Below are 21,738 nucleotides of genomic sequence, written 5' to 3' on the forward strand. Positions count from 1 at the left end.
AAACTCAGTTGGCGTTTGTGAGGCTTCATCCCCACATTCTCCTTATGGGTTTTTTACCGCAAAGGAGGCGGCAATGGACATCAATATGGGCCTGAGCAAGGAGCAGCGCGAAACCATGGCCAAAGCGGTCACGGCTTTTCTGGCTGACACCTATGCGCTCTATTTCAAGACGCACGCCTATCACTGGAACGTCACCGGCCCGCGCTTCCACGATCTTCACGCCATGTTTGAAGAGCAATACACCGCGCTCTGGACCGCGACCGACGAGATCGCCGAGCGCATTCGGGCGCTGGGCGTTCTGGCCCCGATCTCCTATGACGAGATGGCCGCATCGGCGAAAATCAAGCATGACGGCTCGACCCCGGACGCCAACACCATGGTCGCCAATCTGGTGGCGGGCCACGAACAGGTCGTCCGTACAGCGCGCGAGGCGCTGAAGCTGGCTGAAGAGCATGGGGACGAGGCGACGGCCGATCTGGTCGCGCCGCGCATCACCGAGCATGAGAAGACCGCCTGGATGCTGCGCGCCACCCTGGGCTAGGCGCTGCTCATTGCAATCAAGAAAAACCCCGCCAGCGCTTGCACTGGCGGGGTTCTTTGTGACGTGCGCTCGAGGGGGAGGGTGCGCACGTCCATGACGTTCGGAGCGGCTGAAAAAGCCTTATATAAAAAGAAAAGAGCTGGCCCCGCGTCGGCGGTGACCAGCTCAGTTTAGCATACCTAATCGGGGAGGAGACGGTATGCGCTAAAAGGGGAAAGCAGATGAAGCACCCGCTGTCGGGGGGCTATATGCCTCCTTCGCGCATGCCGCACAACAGCCCCTTCGCCATAGCCGTTATGCGTTTTTGCGGACCTGCAACAATTGCGTCAGGTCATTGCCGCATTGCTGTCGCAATTGGCTCAAAACGTCTCGAAATGGGACGAAAGTCCTACTCTCGCCAGAGTTTGACCTCTTCCATGATGAAATCGCGGAAGGCTTTCACCCGGCGCGAGGCGCGCAATTCTTCAGGAAAAATGAGATAGACCTCGAAGGGCGGGCCCTCGATCTCATCAAACAGGCGTTTGAGCCGGTCATTCTCGCGCGCCACATAATCGGGCAGGCCCACAAGTCCCAGCCCGGCTTCGGCCAGACGCATCATGCCGTGAATGGTGCTGGCTTCGGCGAGCGCTTCGCGCGGCTTCTGCCCGGGCTCCCGTCCCAGATCCAGATGCCAGTTCAGATTGGGGATGGGCGCCAGATTGCGCGGCCCGTAGCCGACAAAGTCATGCCGGTCGAGATCCTCAAAGCTGTCCGGCGCGCCCTTGCGCTCGAGATAGGCGTCAGACGCGTAAAGATGCTGGTCCACGACCATCAGCTTGCGTTGGATCAGATCGTTCTGGGTCGCGGCCCAGGGACGAAGGGCGACATCGGCTTCGAGGTTTGAAATATCGAGCTCGTGATCGACCAGGAGCAGGCGCACGCGGATTTGCGGGAACAGCGCATTGAAGCGCGCCAGACGCGGCGCCAGCCAGGTCGCCCCCATGGCGGTCGGCGCGGTGACGCGCAACAGGCCGCTGGGCTCGTCCCGGCAGTCCAGCACATTGGCTTCAGCCAGCGCGATCTTGCCCGCCACGTCCTTGCTGGCTTCAAACAGCACCCGGCCTGGCTCGGTCAGCAGAAGGCCGCGGGTATGGCGGTGAAACAGCTTCACCCCCAGCTCGCCTTCCAGCGCCGAAATCTGGCGACTGACGGCCGATTGCGACAGGGCCAGCGATTCCGCCGCGCCCGTCAGTGACCCGACCTCCGCCGCGGCGTGGAAGGTTTTGAGCTTGTCCCAGTCCATGTCGGGCCTTCTACAATCTGATGGTCATGCCGTCGGCGAGCGAGTTGCGATATGCGCGCCAGGCGGGGAAAAAGCCCAGCACGGCGGCTGCGCCCGTAACAGCGCCGATAATGCCCAGATCGTAAAGTCCCGGCGTCAGCCCCGGCAAGACAAGACCGAAGCGCGCTTCGAGAAGCGGGGCGAGGGCGTTGAGCGCGCCATAGGTGGCGATTGTCCCCAGCCCGGCCCCCGCCAGCGCGATCAGCGCTGCTTCGGCGACCAGAAGCAGGAAGACGTGGTGGGGGCGGGCGCCGAGGGCGCGCAGGATCGCCATTTCCCGCCGCCGTTCATTCAGGCTGGTCAGGATGGCCGTGAGGATGGAGACCAGCCCCGTGAGGACCACAAAGGCCGCCACAGCGGCGAGGGTGCGCTCGGCCACGCCGACAATGCTCCACAACTGGGCCAGCGCCACGCCGGGGATCACCGCCTGAAGCGGCTCCTCGGGATAGGTGTTGATCGCGCGCTGCAGACGCAGGGCGGCGACAGGGCTGTCAAGACCCACATAGAAGGCCGTCAGCTGATCCGGTGTCAGGTCTCGCGCCCGCAGCTCTTCTGCGGACAGGGTCGAGCCCGACCCGGTGGCGCCGCCAAGATGGATGGCCTCGATGGCGTCCAGCGTCACCATGACCGACTGGTCGAGCGGCGTGCCGGTGGGCTCAAGCACGCCCACCACGGTGAAGGGGTTGCTGTCATGCTCGATGAAGCCGACCTCGCCCATGCCGTGCGCGACGACGATTTCGTCGCCGGTCCGATAGCCCAGATCGCGGGCTACAGCCGCGCCGATCACGGCGTCAAACAGATCCTCGAACGGTGCGCCGCTGGCGAATTCGAGATGCCGGCCGCCGCCATATTCATAATGCTCGAACAGGCCCGGCGTGGAGCCGATCACCCGGTGGCCGCGATGGGAATCGCCCAGGCTGATCGGCACGGTCCAGGCGACGCCAGGCGCGCTGGCGACGGTCTCATAGCTTTCCCAGGTGATGTTGTTGGTGGCGTCGCCAATATGAAACACTGAATAGAGCAGCAGATTCACGGGACTGGAGCGCGCGCCGACAATCAGGTCAACGCCCGAGATCGTGTTTTCGAAGCTTTCGCGCGCGCCGTGGCGCACTTTCTCGACGCCCAGGAACAGCATAACCGAAATCGCGACGGTCAGGACGGTCAGAATGGCGGTGGCGCGACGATTGCCGATGGATCGCAGCGCGAGATTGAGAATGGGAAGGCGCGCCATCAGACCGTCTCCTTCACGCTGGCGGTGTTGATGGTCTGAAGATCAAGCGCGCGGTCGAACTGGTCCGCGAGCCCGCCATCATGGCTGACGAACAGAAGCGCCGCGCCCGACGCCGTGCATTCCTCTTTGAGAAGCGAGATGAAGGCGTCCCGGCTGTCCGCATCGAGCGCTGAGGTGGGCTCATCGGCCAGGATCAGGCCCGGCTTGCCGATCAGCGCGCGCGCGGCGGCGACACGCTGCTGCTGGCCGACGCTGAGATTGGAGGCGCGCTGGGACCAGACCTCTTTGGCGTCAAGGCCAAGGCGCTCGAGCAACCGTTTCGCTTCAGCCTGCTCGCCGCCGGCCGCTTGCGCCTGTTTTGCGCGTTCGTCGGAGAACCGGCAGGGCAGCATGACGTTCTCGCCCACCGGCAGATAGGGCAGCAGGTTGAACATCTGGAAGATGACGCCCAGATGGGCCGCCCGGAAGGCGTCGCGCCGGGACGAGGAGAGGGTCTGCATGGACTGCCCCAGAATCTCCAGCTCGCCGGAGCGCGGCTCGAGAATGCCCGAGATCAGGCCCAGAAGCGTCGACTTGCCCGACCCGCTGGGACCGCGCAGGAAAATCCGCTCGCCGGCTTCAACGCGCAGCGTCTCTATCGCTATGACGTCAGCCGAACGCCGCGTGTAGGCGAAATGCAGATTGGAGAGGGCGAGGGCGGGGGGCGCAGTCGTGGTGCTCATGCGCTATTGTGTAACGTCGCCGCCGCGCTCCGCCAAGTGAAGAACCGGTTACGCGGCGTCGGACGCCTTGTCGCGGGCAGCGTCCAGGGCCGCCAGATAGCGTTCGGCTTCCAGAGCCGCCATGCAGCCCATGCCCGCCGCCGTGATGGCCTGACGATATTTGTCGTCGGTCACATCGCCCGCGGCGAAGACGCCGGTGATGGAGGTGGACGTCGAGTCCGGCGCGGTCACCAGATAGCCGCCATCCTTGGTTTCAAGCTGGCCGGTGAACAATTCGGTCGCCGGGGCATGGCCAATGGCGATGAAGACGCCGTCCGCCTTGCGTTCGGTGACTTCGCCGGTGTTGACGTTCTTCAGCTTCACGCCGGTCACCGCCTTCACGGGCTTGTCTTCGCCCGTCACCTCTTCGAGCACGCTGTCCCAGACCACTTCCACCTTGGGGTGGTTGAACAGGCGGTCCTGCATGATTTTCTCGGCGCGAAGGGAATCGCGACGGTGCACCAGCGTCACCTTGGAGGCGAAATTGGTCAGGAACAGGGCTTCCTCGACCGCGGTGTTGCCGCCGCCGACCACGACCACTTCGCGGCCGCGATAGAAAAAGCCGTCGCAGGTGGCGCAGGCGGAGACGCCATAGCCCTGGAATTCCTGCTCGCTCTCAAGGCCCAGCCATTTGGCGCTGGCGCCGGTGGCGATAACCACGGCGTCCGCGGTGTAGATATTGCCGCTGTCGCCCTTCAGGGTGAACGGACGCGCGCTGAGATCGGCCTCGACGATCAGGTCATCGGCGAAGGCCGTGCCCATGTTTTCCGCCTGCGCCTTCATCTGCTCCATCAGCCACGGGCCCTGAATGGGATCGGCGAAGCCGGGATAGTTCTCGACATCGGTGGTGATGGTCAGCTGACCGCCCGGCTGCATGCCCGAGATCAGCAGCGGCTCCAGCATGGCGCGGGCGGCGTAGATCGCGGCGGTGTAACCGGCGGCGCCGGATCCGATGATGACAAGCTTGGCGTGGCGGGTGTCGGCCATGGCCGGCTCCTTCGTCTGTAATGGCCGCGCAGAATGCCCTGAGTCGGACGGCGCGCAGGCGAGTGTTTGAATTGCCCCTGATGTCGCCTTCCTAGGCGAGGATTTCAAGCACGGCTTGCGCCGCTCTGTCGGTTTCGTGAAGCGGCTCGTACTCCCAGCTCTCCAGCCGGCCCAGATACGGGCGGACTGCGCCAACGCCTTCAAGACCCGCATACAGATGGCGGAACTTGCCCGGATCGCCCTCCACGCCCAGCCGGTAGACGGGCGCGCCGGTGGCGGCGGCTTCACACAGCATGTTGGTGGAGTCTTCGGTCACGCAGATCCAGTCCGCCGCGGACAGGAAGGCGAAATAGGGGTTCGGGCCGTCCCCTTCATGAAACCAGACCCGCTCGGCCTGGCCATAGCGTTCGCGCAAGGCGGTCGTCAGTGCGTCGGGCGTGCGTCGCGAGACGGTGATCATCAGCGAGCCGGCCTGACGGCGAATGGAATCCACTTCCTCCAGCAAGTGCGTGCAGGCGGCGTCAGTGAAACGGTGATGCTTGCTGTCTCCGCCAATCAGGATCGCGGCTTGCGGGCCGGGCAGGGCTTCCAGGCGCTGGGCGAAGGCGCTCGCGCCCTCGTTCAGCCGTTGCGGCGTGATGCGATTGGGCGAGCCCAGAATATTGAGCACTTTCGGCCCGCTCATCCGGTCATGGCGTGGCGCGATGATCAGGTCAAACAGGTCGGCATGACTGCGCGGCTTCTGCACGTAGACAAAACGGGTGCGTCGCCATTGCTTGCGATGCAGAGAGGCTGCGCGCACTGCGGCCCGCCCGCAGCCAATCCACAGATCGGGCTCGATCATGCCGGCGTCCGGCAGTTCGCCCGTGCGCGGCACATGGATGGGCAGAGTTTGCAATGGTGTCAGACGCCCCACCGCTTCGGCCAGACCAAGCGCCTGATTTTCAATGCCTCGACGCCCGTCGGACACCACAATGCATGAGCGAGTTTCCATGCCCGTCATGGTGATCGGAATGCCTGCATCGTCAAGCGCGAAGGGCGGTTCGGTCGATTGGGAGTTGACGTCCGCCAGAATCGTGCGACAGTTGTAGCGTAAACAAGCGAGGTGTCACATGACGACCGAACCCAATCCCAGCGAGCTTGAAGTGCTCAAGGCGCTCTGGTCCTCCCAAAGGCTGAGCGCGCGTGAAATCCACGACCGGATCGGCGAAGCCCAGGACTGGTCCTATTCCACCACACGCACCGTCATCCAGCGCATGGTCGACAAGGGGCTGGTCCACAAGGATAGCGTCCATGGTCTCGCCGTCTTCGCGGCGGCCGATCGCAAGGTCGATCTGATCAGTCGTCTGGTGCGCAGCTTCACCGCCCGCGTTCTGGAAGCTGATCCGAGCGCTTTGCCGGCGTCCGCCTTTGCAGGCAGCCGCCTGTTGGACGAGGCCGAACGCGCCGAACTCGACGCCCTGCTGAAAGCCGGCGCGGGCGGGGCATCTGATAATGATAATGAGGAGGAGGCAGGGCAATGACCCTCATGGATTTGATCTGGACGAGCGCGGCTAGCATTCCCGCCGCCCTGTCCGCCTGGCTCGCAGCTCGCGCGCTGGAGCCGCATCTGTCGCCTCGTCTGGGCGTGCGCCTGTGGCAAGCCGCCCGGCTCGCCGCCTTCGCGCCGGTTCTCGTGGTGCTGGGGTCAGGCTTGATCCCCCACCTGAAAAGCGCCAATGCGCCAAGCGCGCCGGTCACACTGGGGGTGGGAACGGAACAGACTGTGCCAGTCGCCATGCCGCTGTTCCAACCGGTTCTGGACTTCGCTGAGCTGAGCATTTCATCCATCCCTGCGGCGCTGCTGCCGCTGATCGCCGGGCTTTATCTCGTAGGGCTCGCCTTGATGGCGGTGCGGGGCGTGATCCAGCGCGGGCAGATCCGCACCCTGATGCGGGCCTCGATCGCGGAAGAGGGGCGTCTGTCCCAGCTGGCCCAGGTCTGGCGGGCGCGCCTTGGCTTGCCGCAAACCCTCGCTCCGGTGCGGGTGGTGGACGCGGTGATCTCGCCCTTCGTGGTGGGGTTCAAGCCGGTCATTCTGGCGCCCGATACGCTGGCGAAGCGTGACGACGCCGAAGCCGCCATCGCTCATGAGCTGATGCATATCAAGCGCGGCGATGAGCGCGACCGTCTGATCGGAGAGGCTCTGAGCGCCCTGATGTGGTTCAACCCGGTCTATCGCGCCATCGAGCGTCGCCTCGCGGCGGCGCGGGAGCTGGCGTGTGATGCGGACGTGCTGGACGCCATGGGGCCGGAGCATCGCCAGCATTACGCCGAGGCGATCGCCGGGCTGGCGCCCATGCCGGCGGTGGCGACGGGCTTTCTCACGGACCTTGAACGCCTGCGCCTGCGTCGGGTCCGGGCGGCCTTGAGCCATACGGGCCGCAAACCGCGGATGCTGGTCGCGATGATGGCAGGCGCCGCGATCTTGCTGGCGGGCGCGCCGTCTGCAGCCCTGGCGGTGATGTTGAGCGGGCAGGATACCGTTCAGATCGTGGAGCCGCGTGTATTGAGCGAATCAGTTGGGGCGCAAATACTTGCGGCGCAGGAAGCGACCAATGCCGGAGAGTATCAACAGGCCTTGGATATCCTCAGCGAAACCAGACCAATGACGCCGTATGACCGGTATGTCGTTGAGGAGCTTCGAGCGCGCGCCCTATTTCGTATGAATGACTATGCTGGCACGATCACGGCTTTTCAGGCTGCGCTTGAGAGCGGCGGCGCCAGTAGGTTGGATCAGGGGCGAAATATCTTTGCGCTGGTGCAGCTCTATCTTGTTCTTGATCGCGAAACCGAGGCGGCCTTGTGGGCTGAACGGTATCGGTCAGAAGGTCATGAAGTCTCTGATCGGGTGGCCCTGACCTTCGGCCAGCTCTACCTGCAAATGGAGCGCTTTAATCAGGCGCGCCAGTATTACGAGCAGGTTGTTGAAAATGATCCAGAGGTGAGCGTCGACACGCTCATTGCTTTGGACTTCGTTTATCAGGAGCTCGGTGTGCCCGCGACATCGGACCTGCGGCGCTATCTCGAGGCCCGCATCGAGGCAATGGGCGGCATCGAGGCTTCAGAGGCAGTCATCATCGATACCGAGAACTGATCGTTCCCATTTCCGGATAAACTTACGGCCGGCGCATCGCGCCGGCCGTCTTGTATTCAGAGCATGAAGGCCGAGCCTATTTCCACTCGACCTTGAGGATCTCGTAGCTTTTCACGCCGCCGGGCGCGTTCACCTCGACGACATCGCCTTCTTCCTTGTTGATCATCGCGCGGGCGATGGGGGAAGACAGCGAGATCTTGCCCGATTTCACATCGGCCTCGTCATCGCCGACGATCTTGTAGGTGCTTTCCTGATCGGTGTCCTCGTCGACCACGGTGACCGTGGCGCCGAACTTCACCTGCGTGCCCGACATCTTGGAGACGTCGATCACCTGGGCGCGCGCAATCTTGTCCTCAAGCTCCTGCACACGGCCTTCGATCCAGCCCTGGCGTTCCTTGGCGGCGTGGTACTCGGCGTTCTCGGACAGATCGCCATGTTCGCGCGCTTCTGAAATCGCGGCGATCACGGCGGGCCGTTCCACGCTCTTGAGGTGCTTGAGTTCTTCGTCGAGCGCTTTATGGCCCTCGGCGGTCATCGGAATTTTCTGCATGAATGTCCGGTCTCGTGATCAGTGCTCTGGCGAACTGACAACTCTGTTCAGCCGCCAGATGGCCCATTACGATAAGATTGCAACGAGCGCGGTTCAAGCTGGCCTGCATCAATCGCCGCAATTGACTTCACCGCGGCGCGTGAGGCGGAGGCTGTCGTATAGCACGGAACCTTCATTTCCAGCGCCGTCCGACGGATGGAATAGCTGTCGATCATCGAACGCTGGCCCTCGGTAGTGTTGAACACCAGCTGGACCTCGCCATTCTTGATCGCGTCCACGATATGCGGACGCCCTTCGAACACCTTGTTGATGCGCTGGACGGGAACCCCGGAGTCTTCCAGCGTCTTTGCGGTGCCGGTGGTGGCGAGGATCTTGAAGCCCAGAGAGGTCAGGCGATGGCAGGACTCGATCATCATCGCCTTGTCTGATTCCTTGAGCGAAATGAACACGGTGCCTGATTTGGGCAGGTTCACGCCCGCGCCCAGCTCTGCCTTGGCGAACGCCGCTTCAAAGCGTTCGTCAATGCCCATCACCTCGCCGGTGGAACGCATTTCCGGGCCGAGAATCGGGTCAACGCCGGGGAAGCGCGAGAATGGCATCACCGCTTCCTTCACCGCGATATGGCGGGTCGGCATGGACGGGGTGTCAAACTCGGTCAGCTTGGCGCCGGCCATCACCTTGGCGGCGATCTTCGCGACCGGCGCGCCAATGGTCTTGGCGACGAAGGGCACGGTGCGGCTGGCGCGCGGATTGACCTCGATCAGGTACACCACGCCGTCCTTTACGGCGTACTGCACATTCATCAGGCCCTTGACGTCGATGGCCTTGGCCAGCGCCTTGGTCTGGCGACGCAGTTCGCTCACGGTCTGATCCGACAGCGAGTGCGGGGGGAGCGAACAGGCGCTGTCGCCCGAGTGCACGCCCGCTTCCTCGATATGCTCCATGATGCCGGAGATCCAGACATTCTCGCCGTCACAGACCGCGTCCACATCCACTTCCGATGCGTCCGACAGATAGCGGTCAAGCAGCAGCGGCGCCTTGCCGGACACATGCACGGCCTCGCGGATATAGCGGCTGAAGCTCTCGATATCGCGCACGATCTCCATGCCGCGTCCGCCCAGCACGTGCGATGGACGCAGCACCAGCGGGAAGCCCAGCTCTTCAGCCATCTGGCGGGCTTCCGCCTCGTCATGGGCGATGGCGTTCGGGGGTTGCTTCAGTTTGAGATCATCGAGCAGCGCCTTGAAGCGCTCGCGGTCTTCAGCAAGGTCGATCGCGTCCGGCGCGGTGCCAAGGATCGGCACGCCCGCCGCTTCCAGCTCCGGCGCCAGTTTCAGCGGGGTCTGCCCGCCATACTGGACCACCACGCCCAGAAGCTCGCCTGACTGCATCTCGGTCTCGATCAATTCGAGCACGTCCTCGGCCGTCAGCGGCTCGAAATAGAGCCGGTCTGCGGTGTCATAGTCGGTGGAGACGGTTTCGGGGTTGCAGTTCACCATGATGGATTCAATGCCCATCTCGGCGAAAGCGTAGGCCGCGTGACAGCAGCAATAGTCAAACTCGATGCCCTGGCCGATCCGGTTCGGACCGCCGCCCAGAATGATCGCCTTCTTGCGACCGGTGGGCTGGCTCTCGCACTCCCCGCCGCGCTCATAGCTTGAATACATGTAGGGCGTGGGCGCGGAGAATTCGGCGGCGCAGGTGTCCACGCGCTTGTAGACCGGACGGACGCCGAACCGCTTGCGCAGGGCTTTGACCTCGGTCTCCTCGATCTTTGCGAGGGTGGCGAGCCGCTTGTCGGAGAAGCCCATGGATTTGAGCGTCAGCAGCTCGTCGCCATTTTGCGGCAGACCCAGCATGCGCACCTGATCCTCGGCATGGATCAGGGTTTCGATCTGGCGCAGGAACCACGGCTCATAGGAACAGGCGGCGTGGATCTGCTCCACGCTCAGGCCCTCGCGGAAGGCCTGAGCGATGACGAGCAGGCGGTCCGGAGTCGGGCGCGAGAGGGCGGCCAGCACCGCCTGATGGCGGGCGGCTTCGTCCTCGGCCTGGTCCAGCCCCTCGATCTCGATCTCGTCAAAGCCGGACAGCCCGGTTTCGAGGCTGCGCAGGGCTTTCTGCACGCTTTCGGTGAAGCTGCGGCCCATGGCCATCGCTTCGCCGACCGACTTCATCGAGGTGGTCAGGGTCGCCTGGGCGCCGGGATATTTCTCGAAGGCGAAGCGCGGGATCTTGGTGACCACATAGTCGATGGTCGGCTCAAAGCTCGCCGGGGTCGCACCGCCGGTGATGTCGTTGTCGATCTCGTCAAGCGTGTAGCCGACCGCCAGCTTGGCGGCGACCTTGGCGATCGGGAAGCCAGTGGCCTTTGACGCCAGAGCCGAGGAGCGCGACACGCGCGGGTTCATCTCGATGACGACCATGCGGCCATCAGCGGGGTTCACGGCGAACTGGACGTTCGAGCCGCCGGTCTCCACACCGATCTCGCGCAGCACGGCGATCGAGGCCGAGCGCATGCGCTGGTATTCCTTGTCGGTCAGGGTCAGGGCCGGGGCGACGGTGATGGAATCGCCCGTGTGCACGCCCATCGGGTCGATGTTTTCGATCGAGCAGATGATGATGCAGTTGTCCGCTTTGTCGCGAACCACTTCCATCTCGTACTCTTTCCAGCCCAGAACGCTTTCCTCGATCAGCACTTCTGTGACCGGGGAATTGTACAGGCCCGAAGTGACGATCTCGCGGAACTCTTCCACGTTATAGGCGATGCCGCCGCCGGTGCCGCCCATGGTGAAGGAGGGGCGGATCACGGCCGGCAGGCCCAGCTCCTCAAGCACGACCTCGGCTTCGGCCATGGTGTGCACGGTGCGCGATTTGGGGCTTTCAAGGCCGATGGAATCCATGGCGTTGCGGAAGCGCTCGCGGTTCTCCGCCTTGTCGATGACGTCCGCTTTCGCGCCGATCATCTCCACATTGAAGAGGTCGAGCACGCCGCGCTTGTCGAGCTCCAGCGCGCAGTTGAGCGCGGTCTGCCCGCCCATGGTGGGCAGAAGGGCGTCGGGGCGTTCCTTCTCGATCACCTTGGCGACCATTTCCGGGGTGATCGGCTCGACATAGGTGGCGTCGGCAAGGTCCGGATCGGTCATGATGGTGGCGGGGTTGGAGTTCACCAGGATGACCCGGTAGCCCTCTTCCTTCAGCGCCTTGACCGCCTGAACGCCGGAATAGTCGAACTCGCAGGCCTGACCGATCACGATAGGTCCAGCGCCGATGATCAGAATGGACTGGATGTCTGTGCGCTTGGGCATGGCCGGCCTCTTCGAGTTTTGCACGCGCGCGCGAAAACGCAGCCTCGGACGTGCCCTTTGCGGGCGGAGGCGGCGTGCGGCGCTGATGATGTACGCTGAAACCCGTCCTTAGACCCTAATGCGTCGCTTGGCGAGACCTGAATGCCGTGTTTCCCACACCTCGGTCTGTCAGGCCTGCATTTGGGGAAAAGGGGAGAAAAGGACTTGAAAAATCGCCCCCGGCGCGAAAAGTTGGTCGTCATGAGGGGGAGAATATCAATGAAAAACCTGGTTCTAACGGCCGTCCTTTCCGGGCTGGCCCTGATGTCGGGCGCGGCAAGCGTCCAGGCGCAATCGATCGATGATTTCGCGTCGACGCCGCTGGACGCCCATCCGCGTCTGTCGCCCAATGGCCGCTGGCTGGCCACGCACTGCACGCAGCGATCTCGTGTCGCGGCCTGCGTCTATGACCTCCAGGCCAATGCCCTGGCTCATATCATTCCCGCGCCGGAAGGCGCGTGGCTGGACAGCGCCTCTTTTGCGTCTGACGACTTTCTTCTGCTCAGCCTGTCTTCGTACAACACGATGAATACTGGCAACGGCATTCGCCGTTTCCAGGTCTCGCGCACATTGTCCCTGGATGTTGCGAGCGGCGAAGTCGCCCTCCTGGCGCCAGACCTGCGCGGCAGCACCAATACGACCAATATCGTCTCGCTGAACATTGATGATCCGGACACGGTCATCATGGAGATGAACTATTATCGCGATTCACAGGCCCAGACGGGGTCGCGCTATGCCTCCGCCTCGGGCTTTGAAAGCCTTCTTTATGAAGTCGACCTCGCCTCGGGAGACACCGACCGTCTGGATCGCTCGGAGATCATGGGCCGTGTCGTGGACGCGCAGGGCGAGGTGGTCGCGGAAATCCATTTCGAGGAAAGCTCCAGCCTGTATGAAATCCGCGAACCGGGGCGAAACGGCGATGTGATCTACTCGCGCACCCATCTCAGTGATGCGCCCTCTATTCTGGGCTTCATCGGAGAGAACGCGTTCCTCGCCATCTTCCCGAGTGAGCGCGGCGGCTATCGCCGGATCGACCGGAGCACGGGCGAGATCTCCATGCTCGGCGACATCGAGCTCGATATTGTCTCCTGACCCATCTGGGATCAGGACAAGCGGCTGGTGGGGTTCTCCGGCGAGCGCGACGGGCTGAAGGCGCAACATCTGTTTGATGAGGGATTGCGCAATGACGCCCGGGCGCTCGGCAATGCGCTGGGGGCGCCTGTCATCATCGAATCCTTCACGCCGGACCGGAACATGCTGCTGCTGACCCTGTCCGAGCCGGGGCGTCCGCAAACCTATTATCTGTACGAGCGGTCTGCGGGCAGTGTTGCGATCGTGGCCGAGGGCTATCCCAACCTGTCCGAAGCCGACCTCCCGCAACGGCGCTTTTACGCTTATGAGGCGTCGGACGGGCTCCAGCTGGAAGGGGTGCTGACCACGCCGCCGGGCTGGACCGAAGCGGATGGCCCGCTGCCGCTCATCGTACTGCCCCATGGCGGTCCGGCCAGCCGGGATGATCTGGACTTTGACTGGTGGTCACAGGCCTATGCCTCTGAGGGCTATCTGGTCCTGCAACCCAATTTCCGCGGCTCCACCGGCTATGGCGTCGAGTTCCAGCAAGCCGGTTATGGCGAGTTCGGAGACCGGATGGTCGAGGATGTGCTTGATGGCGGCCGCGCGCTTCAGGCGGCGGGCCTCGCCCGACCCGACCCATTCTGCGTCGCAGGGGCGTCCTATGGCGGTTACGCAGCGCTGAGAGCTGCGATCATGGCCCCGCAGGAGGTCGCCTGCGTGGTCGCGGTCGCGCCCGTGACGGATCCGGTCGACCTTCTGGCCGAGGCGCGCAGTTTCGGCGGCAGCGTCTTCGCCTATGACTTCTGGGAGCAATATATCGGCGACATCGTGTTCGACCGCGATGAAGCGTCCCGGATTTCGATCGCCCGAAACGCCGCTCGCTTGACGGCCCCGGTGCTGCTCATGCACGGCGATGATGATGCGGTTGTCCCGCTGGAGGCTTCCGAAGCATTGCGGCGGAACATGTCCCGCGATCAGTCGCTGGACTATGTCGAGCTCGAAGGAGAGAACCATTTCCTGCATCTGGGCGCGTCACGCCAGGTCCTGCTGACCCGGTCTCTGGCCCTGTTTGACGAGACGCTCCGCTAGACGCGTACGGGTGCAGCGTCCTGACAAGCGTCTTGCACCCTCACAATTCCAGGCGCTAAGAGGATAAAGTCTGACTTTATCCTCGAGGGCCCCATGTCCGAGCTATCGCGTTCAGCGCCAGAACAAACCGGCAAAGGGTCGGGGCTGGCCACCTTCCTGGCGTGGGTCTGCCTCGCCGGGGCCGCCCTGGCGCCGCTGTTTCAGACGGTGAGCTGGCTGCTGACGCCGGCTTTCATCGAGAGCCTCATCCTCAACGCCAGCGGCGCACAGGACCTGTCCTGGCTGGAGCTTCCCATCCGGCTGGGCGCGCTGGCGATCTGCCTGCCCGTCGCGCTGGTGACCAGCTATGCGCTGTTGAACCTGCGCAGCTTCTTCCGCCACACCTCGCATGGCCGAACCTTTTCAAGGCGCGCGCTGTCGGGGTTCAAGGTGTTCGCCTGGTCAATCGCTGCGCTGGCGGTGCTGGCCCCGCTTCAGGGCGCGGCGCTGAGCGCCTTCCTCTCCTGGTGCGCGCCGGGCGAGGGCGGACAGCTCCAGCTTGAACTGGGTTCGGATGACCTGACCACCCTGTTCGTGGCGCTGGTCTTTGTCAGCGTGGCCCATCTTCTCGATCGCGCCTGCGCCCAGCAGGATGAGCTGGACACCTTTATATGAGCGCACGCATCGAGGTGCGTCTGGACGTGATGCTGAGCAAGAGACGCATGACGTCCAAGGCGCTGGCGGAACGGATCGGGGTCTCCGAAGTCGCGCTCTCCCAGATCAAGACCGGCAAGATCAAGGGTATGCGCTTCTCCACGCTGCTTGCCCTGTGCGAGGTGCTCGATTGTGAGCCGGGGGATCTGCTGGTTCTGGTGCGCGACGAGGACTAGCGCGACAGCGCCGCGCGTTCACGCTCCAGATTGGCGCGGGCCTGCGCCTCGAAACGCTGGCGATAGGGCTCGGTATGAAAGATCGCCGGGCGGTCGAGCTGAGCGCTCACAAAGGCCAGCCGTCCCTTGCGGAACGCGCCTCCGGGCGCCCAGACATGCTCCTGCCGGACCTGTCTGACATGGCGGTCATACTGTTCAGCGGACGTGCCCAGAATCGCGCAATCCATATCCAGAAACAGCGCATCGTCGGCATCGTGACCGCCGCCGGCATGATCAGCGGTCGCAAGGATCAGCATGTGCACCCGCCGGGCGAGCTCAGCATCAGCCCCCATTTCGACGAGCGCGCTCTGCGCCCAGCCCGCGCTGCGGGCCTCATTGTCCTTGCGCCAGCTCTTGTAGATCGCGTCCTGAAACCAGGCGGCATAGGTCAGGCGCGGCAGATCCTTGATGCGGTCCGCGTGCGCCTCGATTTCCTGGAACAGGAAGGCCAGATGCTCCAGCCCGTGATAGCGCCTGAGCCAACCGGCATGATTGGCGATCACGGCTTTGCCGGTCTGGAGCTGGCGGTCCTCCAGCCCGAAGCGGACAAGGTCGGCGCGCCAGAGCGTCAGGGCGTAGTCGCGGTTCATGGTCTAGCTGTAGGAGAAGAAGCGGGCGAGACGGGCCGAGGCGGCTTGCGGGTTGCGTGCGCCTTCCAGCTGGGCCAGCAAGGCGGGAGACAAGGCGCTTTCATCAAGAGCGTATGCCGAGCTTGTCTGCGCGCCGATCACATGGGCCGAGGCCGATTGCTGGGCGGTGACGCCCCGCTTTGAGTCGTTCTCGTCCGCCTGCTCGGCGGTCTCCCCGGTTGCGCCGCCGGTGGCGGCGTCGGCCTCGGTCAGATTGGCGCTGCCGCCCTTCACGCTGGTTGCGCCATTGGCGGGCGCATCCTGTGTGCTGGTGTCGCCATTGGGGTTCGCCTGGGCGAAATTCTGTTGATCGAGGAGCGCGGCGAAAAGCTGTGCGGACAGGCTCTCATTGAGTTTGCCGGCCCGCTCTTTCTGGGACAGTTCCGCCGCGGCGGACGCCTCTTCGGTCTTGCGAGCTTCCTCGGCCGACTTGGTAGGGTTGGGCAGGGACATTTCGCCCAGGGCGGCGCCCTTGGCGTGCTTGCTGTCCCATGGCGTCCAAGACGGGCCGGTGATTGCGCTGGCGCTCATCAGGGTCTCCCGATATGCGGGCTGCCGAATGGGGGCAGGCCTTGCCTATCAAAATGTGCTGAGCGGCAGATTCTTCCGCCTGTGTCACCGTCCCGGAGAGAGCGGCTGAACGGCTTTGCGTTCGCGTGACCGGCCTTGTCAGACAGGTCTGATCGAGGTCCCGCGCCTCTCATCAGAGTGCAGGCGCGAGGGGATTCATTGCCGGAAATGCAACCGTCGTGCCGGTCTTCGTCTAGCGCAGCGACAGGTCGCGCCAGAGCTGGGGCTGGATGTCTGCGGATGTGCGGGTGCGGTCCGAGACCAGCCAGTAGGCGCGCTCATGCAGAAGCGGAATATTGGGCATGGCCTCGAGAAACACCGCTTCAGCCTGTCGAAAGTGCTCCGCACGCGCCTCGCTGTCGATCACGGCGAAGGCGTCCGCCATGATGGCGTCAAACCGGTCGCGCTCCGGCCCGGTCCAGTTGGTGTTGTCGGCGAAGCCGTCCCGGCTGAAGGGTTGGAGCATGAAGTCGGGATCGCTTTTCAGCCCCCGGTCAAACCGGGCGAGCGCAATGTCGAATTCGCCCGCATCCACCGCCTGATAGAGATCGAGCGGATAGCTCGCCAGCAAGTCACCTTGCACGCCGATACGCGCCCAGTCATCCAGAATGGCGATCGCTAGCCGGTCCCGGTCGCCGGCGCTGGCGCGAACCGTCAACCGTAATGGAGATGCTTCGGAGAAGCCCGCCTCGGCCAGCAGGGCGCGCGCCGCTTCGGGATCATGCCGCGGCTCCCGCCGTTCCTCGCCACGGCGAGGGATGACGCGGTCGGTGGTTCTCGCTTCGCCATTGAAGAAGTGCGTGTTCAGAAAGTCCCGGTCGAGCCCCAGGCTGAGCGCGCGCCGGACCCGCGGGTCGGCCAGATAGGGCTGGGCGCAATTGATTTTCAGATAGGACAGGATTGGCGCGGGATAGGCCTGCAGCTGATCGCCCACGGTGTCGCGCAGAAAGCCGATCTGGTCGGTGGGCGGGCGCTCGGCGAGGTCGTAATCGCCCGCCCGAAAGCGCCGGGCGCGGGCAGCGGGCGTGTCCACAACGTCCACGGCGATTGCATCAATGCTGACGCTGTCTGCAGCAGGAAAGTTGGGGTTCTTGCGCAGCTGAAGCGACATGGCTTCATGACCAGCCAGAATGTAGGGGCCGGCGGAGACCCAGTGCTCGGGTCGCGTCCAGTCTTCAGGATGGGCCTCAACGGCATGACGCGGCAGCGGGTAGAATTCGCGCATCAGCACCGGGAAATTGCCCACCGGACGGTCCAGCTCGAACACTACGGTGCGCGGGTCTGGCGCTGTGACGGCGATGCTTTCAGGATCGCGTTCGCCCGCCAGCGCTTCGCGCGCCCCGATGACGGCGAAGAAGTCGCCCAGATCTGCAAAGCCTGTGGTGGGGTCCACTGCGCGCTGCGCCGTCCAGACCACGTCCTCAGCGGTCAGGGGCGCGCCGTCAGACCAGACAAGGTCAGGCCTCAGCGTGAAAGTCCAGCTGCGGGCGTCTTCGCTGCGCCAGGTCAGGGCGAGGCCAGGAGCCAGCCCGCCTGACGGGGCGTATTCCGTCAACGGCGCATGCAACTGCTTGTAAAGCAGAGCGGCGGAAGCGAACTGGCCGCGCAGCGGATCAAGGCTGTCCGGCTCGGTCTCGATGGCGACGCGCAAAAAGCCGTCCGGCGCGCCGGTGCGACCCGAACACCCTGCTGCGGCCAGGGCGGCTGCGCCCGCCACGCCACTCGCCAGTGTCTGGCGTCGGGTCAGACCCGCCATGCTCCCCTCCCGCGACTAATTACGGGAAGGGTAGCATTGCGTCTGACTGCGCCGCTAGCGGCTTAGGCCGTTTTCAGGGCGCTGACGAAGCGTTCAAAGACCTTGAAGCTGTCTTGCGGGCCCGGGCTGGCTTCGGGGTGGTGCTGGACCGCCCAGACCGGCTTGTCGGTCAGCTTGAAGCCGCAATTGGTGCCGTCAAACAGCGACACATGGGTTTCGATCGCGCCTTCGGGCAGGCTGTCGCGATCCACAGCAAAGCCGTGGTTCATCGACACGATCTCGACCTGGCCGGTCTCGAGATTCTTCACCGGGTGGTTCGCGCCATGGTGACCCTGAACCATCTTGGCGGTCTTGGCGCCCAGCGCGAGCGCCAGCATCTGATGGCCCAGGCAAATGCCCAGCACCGGCACGCCGGCATCAATCACGCCTCGGATGGTGTCGAGCGCGTACTGGCCGGTTGCGGCCGGATCGCCCGGACCGTTGGAGACCAGCACGCCCGCCGGGTTGAGCTTGAGCACATCGTCCTTGCTGGCCTTGCCCGGCACGACCTGGACGCGCGCGCCGGCGGAGACGAGACGACGCAGGATGTTCGCCTTAACGCCATAGTCGAGCACCACCACCAGAGGGCCGTCTTCAGGGCCTTTGGCGAAGCCTTCCGACCAGCCCCAGTCGCCATCCGTCCAGTCATTGGCGGCGTCACAGGCCACAGCGCCCGCAAGCTCCGCCCCTTCCATGGAGGGCGCGTCCTTGGCCAGGGTCTTCAGCGCCTCGATATCGAGCTTGCCGTCCCGGGCATGAGCGATGGTCGCCATGGGCATGCCGGTCTCGCGGATGCGGCGCGTGATCGCGCGGGTATCCACGCCGGTAATGGCGATCACGCCGCGGGCGGCCAGCCATTCGTCAAAGCTGGTCTCGGCCCTCCAGCTGGCGGGCGGGGTGATGTCCTCGCGGCTGACCATGCCGACAGCGGCCTTGCGGGCGATGGCGCTGGAGGCTTCCTCGTCCTCGGCATTGGCGCCCACATTGCCCACATGGGGGAAGGTGAAGCACACGATCTGGCCCGCATAGGAGGGATCGGCGAGGATTTCCTGGTGCCCGGTCATCGCGGTGTTGAAGCAAAGCTCGGCGACGGCGCTGCCGGTCGCGCCCGCGCCTTTGCCGTAAAACACTGTTCCGTCTGACAGAACCAGCGCAGCCGTGGCCCAATCGGGTTGTGCGCCAGAAGAAGTTGATTGCATCGGCTCTTGATTCTTGATCGCTTCCGGCATAGGTGCTCGCCTCCTGACACGCGCGGGGCCGCGAGCTGGGCTCCAGCGGCGGGCGGTTAAACGCGCGGAAAGTAGGCGAGCAGCTGGTCTGGGTCAAGCAAAAGCCCGAGCTGCAAAGAACTTTAAAAACAATGGCTTGGCGCTTATCTGCAGCGCCGCCGCAAATAGGTGCTCCCATGTCGCTTCGCGACCGCATCCTCTCTGATCTTAAAGACGCCATGCGCGCCAAGGATGACACGCGCGTCTCCACGCTGCGCCTCATCCAGGCCGCCATCAAGGATCGCGACATCGCTGCGCGCGCGGAAGACCGCTGCGAAGGTTGTTGCGTGAACGAGATCCAGGCGATCTTGCAAAAGCTGCTCAAGCAGCGCGAAGAAAGCGCGGACACGTATGAAAAGGCGGGGCGTCTGGACCTGGCCGAACGCGAGCGCGCCGAAGCGGAGATCGTCCGCTCCTATCTGCCCGAGCCGATGAAGCCTGCCGAGATCGCTGAAGCCGCCAAAACGGTTGTGACCGAGCTGGATGCAGGCGGCCTGAAGGACATGGGCCGTTGCATGGCGGCGCTGAAAGAGCGCTACACCGGCCGCATGGATTTCGCCAAGGCGGGCAAGGAAGTCAAAACTCTGCTGCAGGGTCAGGCCTAGGCTCCTAGCGCCTTGGCCTGCCTGAGCGTAAGCTGTCGGGCTGGAGGATGTTCAGCACGTGGCGATTCCTGACGGGTTCAAAGACGAGATCAAGGCGCGCATCCGCCCATCCGAGCTGATCGGGCGAACGGTGGCGCTCAAGCGTCAGGGCCGGGAATTCGTGGGCCTCTCCCCGTTCAAGAAAGAGCGCACGCCCTCGTTTTTCGTCAATGACGAGAAGGGCTTCTACCATTGCTTCGCCAGCCAGGAGCATGGCGACATCTTCACCTGGCTTCAAAAGACCCAAGGGCTGAGCTTCATGGAAGCGATCGAGGCCCTGGCTCAGGAAGCCGGGCTTGAGGTTCCGCGCATGGAGCAGCGCGACCCCAAGCAGGAAGAGCGCCGCAAGACGCTGCTGGACTGGATTGCGCTGGCCCAGGACTATTTCGCCCGGTCGCTGTTTGCGCCCGAGGGCGAAGAGGCGCGGATCTATCTCGAACGTCGCGGCCTGAGCCGATCCGACATGGAGCGCTTTGGCCTCGGTTTCGCGCCGGACAATCGCCGTGGCCTGACCCGCGCCCTGATCCAGAAGGGTGCGACAGCTCAGGAGCTGTCGGAGGCCGGGCTGTCGATCCTGCCCGAGGATGGCGGCGAGCCCTATGACCGCTTTCGCGGCCGGGTGATGTTCCCGATCAAGGATGCGCGCGATCGTCTGGTGGCCTTTGGCGGCCGGGCGATGAGCAAGGAGGTGCGGGCGAAATATCTCAACTCGCCCGAGACCGAGCTCTTCCACAAGGGGTCTCTGCTCTATCGCTATCCCGAAGCGCGCGCCTTCGCCCACGATCCCAAGGTCAAGGCCAGGGGGCTGATCGTGGCGGAAGGCTATATGGACGTCATCGCCTTCGCCCGCGCCGGGTTGGGCCAGGCGGTCGCGCCGCTGGGCACGGCCCTGACCGAGAACCAGCTGCGTCTGTTGTGGCGTGCGGGGCCTGAGCCGGTGGTGTGCCTGGATGGAGACGCGGCCGGCACGCGCGCCGCGGCCCTGGCGGCCGAGCGGGCGCTGGAGCTTCTCGAGCCGGGCCGGACCTTGCGCTTTGTCTTTCTGCCGGACGGGCAGGATCCCGATGACCTGCTTCGAGAACAGGGCGCGCAAGCGCTCAAGGACGCCATCGCCGACGCCAGACCTCTCATTGATGTGCTGTGGCGGCGCGAGGTTGAGCTCGAACCGCTTGATGATCCGGATCGCCGGGCGGGATTCCGCAAGCGCATCAAGGCGCTGGTGGCCAGGATCAAGGATCCCGACATCAAGGCGGAATATCGCGCCGAGTTCGACCAGCGCATCGAGACCCTGTTCGGGCGTGCGCCGCAGGCCGGCTTCCGCGCCGAGGGGCAGCGCGGCGGGTATGGCGGTCGCGCCGCCGGGCGACGGTTCAATGCGCTGCAGCCGCCAACGGCGGAGCTGGTCGCGCAGCGCAAGCAGAAACCCCCGCCCGCGAGCGCTCGACAATTGCTGCTGGCGGTGATCGAATACCCCGAAATCGCCGAAGCGGAGGCCGAGACTTTGCTGCAAATGTCCTTCGGGACGCTTGACAGCCTTAGGGACGCGATTCTAGACGCGTGTTTCTCTGGGGAGCCTCTGCCTGTCGGCGGACTGCGCGATGCGTTGTCACGACGGGGTTTCGCGCCCCAATTGACACGTTTGGCCGTGGACAGGTCGCCCATGCGCGCCAGTCTCGGGGGGAGTGAGGCGGATGCCGACAGCCGGCTAGAGGCTTGGCGCAGGCTTTCGGCTTCTTATATGGAAAGAGTTGCGCAAGACACTCAGGACCGACCACGACACGCCGATTTCTTTGAAGAGGGCGATTCCGACGCTCTCAAGAATTACCTCGTCGCCGAACGACGGGGCCGACAGCGCTAGCGCGCCACCTCGCCGCCCTTATGTGCGCG

Annotated in this window: 20 protein-coding genes; 9 read left to right on the top strand and 11 right to left on the bottom strand. The window is 64.2% G+C overall.

Features of this window, described 5'->3' with window-relative positions; translation table 11 throughout:
• Nucleotides 1-73 precede the first annotated feature (73 nt).
• Entirely contained in the window at nucleotides 74-541 is a 468-nt protein-coding gene (locus OA2633_RS13355) for a Dps family protein (protein WP_009803098.1), read from the top strand.
• 388 nt (nucleotides 542-929) lie between these two features.
• Here OA2633_RS13355 and OA2633_RS13360 read toward each other — a convergent pair whose 3' ends face one another.
• From OA2633_RS13360 to OA2633_RS13380, 5 genes are all read right to left on the bottom strand, one after another.
• The gene (locus tag OA2633_RS13360) at nucleotides 930-1,823 is read right to left on the bottom strand and encodes a LysR family transcriptional regulator (protein WP_009803099.1); all 894 of its coding nucleotides are present in this window, start codon (nucleotides 1,821-1,823) and stop codon (nucleotides 930-932) included.
• 10 nt (nucleotides 1,824-1,833) lie between these two features.
• The gene (locus tag OA2633_RS13365) at nucleotides 1,834-3,093 is read right to left on the bottom strand and encodes an ABC transporter permease (protein WP_009803100.1); all 1,260 of its coding nucleotides are present in this window, start codon (nucleotides 3,091-3,093) and stop codon (nucleotides 1,834-1,836) included.
• On the bottom strand, nucleotides 3,093-3,815 hold the full coding sequence (locus tag OA2633_RS13370; RefSeq protein WP_009803101.1) for an ABC transporter ATP-binding protein: 723 nt from the start codon (nucleotides 3,813-3,815) through the stop codon (nucleotides 3,093-3,095). The genes OA2633_RS13365 and OA2633_RS13370 overlap by 1 nt, the downstream gene beginning before the upstream one ends.
• 48 nt (nucleotides 3,816-3,863) lie before the next feature.
• On the bottom strand, nucleotides 3,864-4,841 hold the full coding sequence (trxB, locus tag OA2633_RS13375; RefSeq protein WP_009803102.1) for a thioredoxin-disulfide reductase: 978 nt from the start codon (nucleotides 4,839-4,841) through the stop codon (nucleotides 3,864-3,866).
• A gap of 91 nt (nucleotides 4,842-4,932) precedes the next feature.
• Nucleotides 4,933-5,835, bottom strand: a complete 903-nt coding sequence (locus OA2633_RS13380; protein ID WP_241760714.1) for a mitochondrial fission ELM1 family protein — start codon at nucleotides 5,833-5,835, stop codon at nucleotides 4,933-4,935.
• A 118-nt stretch (nucleotides 5,836-5,953) separates the two neighbouring features.
• Between OA2633_RS13380 and OA2633_RS13385 the strand changes: the two genes are divergently transcribed.
• Both OA2633_RS13385 and OA2633_RS13390 read left to right on the top strand, forming a co-directional pair.
• Complete coding sequence (locus tag OA2633_RS13385) at nucleotides 5,954-6,364, top strand: BlaI/MecI/CopY family transcriptional regulator (protein ID WP_009803104.1); 411 nt, start codon at nucleotides 5,954-5,956, stop codon at nucleotides 6,362-6,364.
• Nucleotides 6,361-7,977 carry a M56 family metallopeptidase gene (locus tag OA2633_RS13390; protein ID WP_009803105.1) on the top strand — a complete coding sequence of 539 codons (1,617 nt, stop codon included), beginning with the start codon at nucleotides 6,361-6,363 and terminating at the stop codon, nucleotides 7,975-7,977. Before OA2633_RS13385 ends, OA2633_RS13390 begins: the two co-directional genes overlap by 4 nt.
• Nucleotides 7,978-8,053: 76 nt before the next feature.
• Here the strand turns inward: OA2633_RS13390 and greA are convergent, their stop codons facing one another.
• Together greA and carB are read right to left on the bottom strand one after the other, a co-directional pair.
• Nucleotides 8,054-8,527 carry a transcription elongation factor GreA gene (greA, locus tag OA2633_RS13395; protein ID WP_040612747.1) on the bottom strand — a complete coding sequence of 158 codons (474 nt, stop codon included), beginning with the start codon at nucleotides 8,525-8,527 and terminating at the stop codon, nucleotides 8,054-8,056.
• 47 nt (nucleotides 8,528-8,574) lie between these two features.
• A complete protein-coding gene (gene carB, locus OA2633_RS13400; RefSeq protein ID WP_009803107.1) occupies nucleotides 8,575-11,835 on the bottom strand; it encodes a carbamoyl-phosphate synthase large subunit in 3,261 nt (1,086 codons plus the stop codon).
• A gap of 258 nt (nucleotides 11,836-12,093) precedes the next feature.
• Here carB and OA2633_RS13405 point away from each other — a divergent pair, with 258 nt between their 5' ends.
• From OA2633_RS13405 to OA2633_RS13420, 4 genes are all read left to right on the top strand, one after another.
• The gene (locus tag OA2633_RS13405) at nucleotides 12,094-12,966 is read left to right on the top strand and encodes a hypothetical protein (RefSeq protein WP_009803108.1); all 873 of its coding nucleotides are present in this window, start codon (nucleotides 12,094-12,096) and stop codon (nucleotides 12,964-12,966) included.
• 27 nt (nucleotides 12,967-12,993) lie between these two features.
• Nucleotides 12,994-14,037 carry a S9 family peptidase gene (locus tag OA2633_RS13410; protein ID WP_009803109.1) on the top strand — a complete coding sequence of 348 codons (1,044 nt, stop codon included), beginning with the start codon at nucleotides 12,994-12,996 and terminating at the stop codon, nucleotides 14,035-14,037.
• A 93-nt stretch (nucleotides 14,038-14,130) separates the two neighbouring features.
• On the top strand, nucleotides 14,131-14,691 hold the full coding sequence (locus tag OA2633_RS13415; protein WP_009803110.1) for a DUF2975 domain-containing protein: 561 nt from the start codon (nucleotides 14,131-14,133) through the stop codon (nucleotides 14,689-14,691).
• Entirely contained in the window at nucleotides 14,688-14,906 is a 219-nt protein-coding gene (locus OA2633_RS13420) for a helix-turn-helix transcriptional regulator (RefSeq protein ID WP_009803111.1), read from the top strand. The genes OA2633_RS13415 and OA2633_RS13420 overlap by 4 nt, the downstream gene beginning before the upstream one ends.
• Here OA2633_RS13420 and OA2633_RS13425 read toward each other — a convergent pair.
• The 4 genes from OA2633_RS13425 to carA form a co-directional block, all read right to left on the bottom strand.
• Nucleotides 14,903-15,535 (bottom strand): hypothetical protein, encoded by a 633-nt coding sequence (locus OA2633_RS13425; protein ID WP_009803112.1) that lies wholly within the window; start codon nucleotides 15,533-15,535, stop codon nucleotides 14,903-14,905. The two genes, OA2633_RS13420 and OA2633_RS13425, sit on opposite strands and share 4 nt — an antisense overlap.
• A gap of 3 nt (nucleotides 15,536-15,538) precedes the next feature.
• Entirely contained in the window at nucleotides 15,539-16,105 is a 567-nt protein-coding gene (locus OA2633_RS13430; RefSeq protein WP_009803113.1) for a hypothetical protein, read from the bottom strand.
• A 232-nt stretch (nucleotides 16,106-16,337) separates the two neighbouring features.
• Nucleotides 16,338-17,900 (bottom strand): peptide ABC transporter substrate-binding protein, encoded by a 1,563-nt coding sequence (locus OA2633_RS13435; RefSeq protein ID WP_009803114.1) that lies wholly within the window; start codon nucleotides 17,898-17,900, stop codon nucleotides 16,338-16,340.
• A 62-nt stretch (nucleotides 17,901-17,962) separates the two neighbouring features.
• The gene (gene carA / locus OA2633_RS13440; RefSeq protein ID WP_040613701.1) at nucleotides 17,963-19,138 is read right to left on the bottom strand and encodes a glutamine-hydrolyzing carbamoyl-phosphate synthase small subunit; all 1,176 of its coding nucleotides are present in this window, start codon (nucleotides 19,136-19,138) and stop codon (nucleotides 17,963-17,965) included.
• Between the two features lie 206 nt (nucleotides 19,139-19,344).
• Between carA and OA2633_RS13445 the strand changes: the two genes are divergently transcribed.
• Together OA2633_RS13445 and dnaG are read left to right on the top strand one after the other, a co-directional pair.
• Entirely contained in the window at nucleotides 19,345-19,812 is a 468-nt protein-coding gene (locus OA2633_RS13445; RefSeq protein ID WP_009803116.1) for a GatB/YqeY domain-containing protein, read from the top strand.
• 58 nt (nucleotides 19,813-19,870) lie between these two features.
• On the top strand, nucleotides 19,871-21,709 hold the full coding sequence (gene dnaG, locus OA2633_RS13450; RefSeq protein WP_009803117.1) for a DNA primase: 1,839 nt from the start codon (nucleotides 19,871-19,873) through the stop codon (nucleotides 21,707-21,709).
• Nucleotides 21,710-21,738 lie beyond the last annotated feature (29 nt).

The organism is Oceanicaulis sp. HTCC2633 (genome assembly GCF_000152745.1).
GTDB lineage: Bacteria > Pseudomonadota > Alphaproteobacteria > Caulobacterales > Maricaulaceae > Oceanicaulis.

What these genes read in the sequence shown, in the direction of transcription:
- OA2633_RS13405 (WP_009803108.1), top strand. Translation starts at nt 12,094, where the DNA reads ATGAAAAACCTGGTTCTAACGGCCGTCCTTTCCGGGCTGGCCCTGATG.
- OA2633_RS13390 (WP_009803105.1), top strand. Translation starts at nt 6,361, where the DNA reads ATGACCCTCATGGATTTGATCTGGACGAGCGCGGCTAGCATTCCCGCC.
- OA2633_RS13380 (WP_241760714.1), bottom strand. Translation starts at nt 5,835, where the DNA reads ATGGAAACTCGCTCATGCATTGTGGTGTCCGACGGGCGTCGAGGCATT.
- OA2633_RS13435 (WP_009803114.1), bottom strand. Translation starts at nt 17,900, where the DNA reads ATGGCGGGTCTGACCCGACGCCAGACACTGGCGAGTGGCGTGGCGGGC.
- OA2633_RS13415 (WP_009803110.1), top strand. Translation starts at nt 14,131, where the DNA reads ATGTCCGAGCTATCGCGTTCAGCGCCAGAACAAACCGGCAAAGGGTCG.
- OA2633_RS13420 (WP_009803111.1), top strand. Translation starts at nt 14,688, where the DNA reads ATGAGCGCACGCATCGAGGTGCGTCTGGACGTGATGCTGAGCAAGAGA.
- OA2633_RS13355 (WP_009803098.1), top strand. Translation starts at nt 74, where the DNA reads ATGGACATCAATATGGGCCTGAGCAAGGAGCAGCGCGAAACCATGGCC.
- trxB (WP_009803102.1), bottom strand. Translation starts at nt 4,841, where the DNA reads ATGGCCGACACCCGCCACGCCAAGCTTGTCATCATCGGATCCGGCGCC.
- OA2633_RS13425 (WP_009803112.1), bottom strand. Translation starts at nt 15,535, where the DNA reads ATGAACCGCGACTACGCCCTGACGCTCTGGCGCGCCGACCTTGTCCGC.
- OA2633_RS13430 (WP_009803113.1), bottom strand. Translation starts at nt 16,105, where the DNA reads ATGAGCGCCAGCGCAATCACCGGCCCGTCTTGGACGCCATGGGACAGC.
- OA2633_RS13445 (WP_009803116.1), top strand. Translation starts at nt 19,345, where the DNA reads ATGTCGCTTCGCGACCGCATCCTCTCTGATCTTAAAGACGCCATGCGC.
- OA2633_RS13370 (WP_009803101.1), bottom strand. Translation starts at nt 3,815, where the DNA reads ATGAGCACCACGACTGCGCCCCCCGCCCTCGCCCTCTCCAATCTGCAT.
- carB (WP_009803107.1), bottom strand. Translation starts at nt 11,835, where the DNA reads ATGCCCAAGCGCACAGACATCCAGTCCATTCTGATCATCGGCGCTGGA.
- carA (WP_040613701.1), bottom strand. Translation starts at nt 19,138, where the DNA reads ATGCAATCAACTTCTTCTGGCGCACAACCCGATTGGGCCACGGCTGCG.
- OA2633_RS13365 (WP_009803100.1), bottom strand. Translation starts at nt 3,093, where the DNA reads ATGGCGCGCCTTCCCATTCTCAATCTCGCGCTGCGATCCATCGGCAAT.
- greA (WP_040612747.1), bottom strand. Translation starts at nt 8,527, where the DNA reads ATGCAGAAAATTCCGATGACCGCCGAGGGCCATAAAGCGCTCGACGAA.
- OA2633_RS13385 (WP_009803104.1), top strand. Translation starts at nt 5,954, where the DNA reads ATGACGACCGAACCCAATCCCAGCGAGCTTGAAGTGCTCAAGGCGCTC.
- OA2633_RS13360 (WP_009803099.1), bottom strand. Translation starts at nt 1,823, where the DNA reads ATGGACTGGGACAAGCTCAAAACCTTCCACGCCGCGGCGGAGGTCGGG.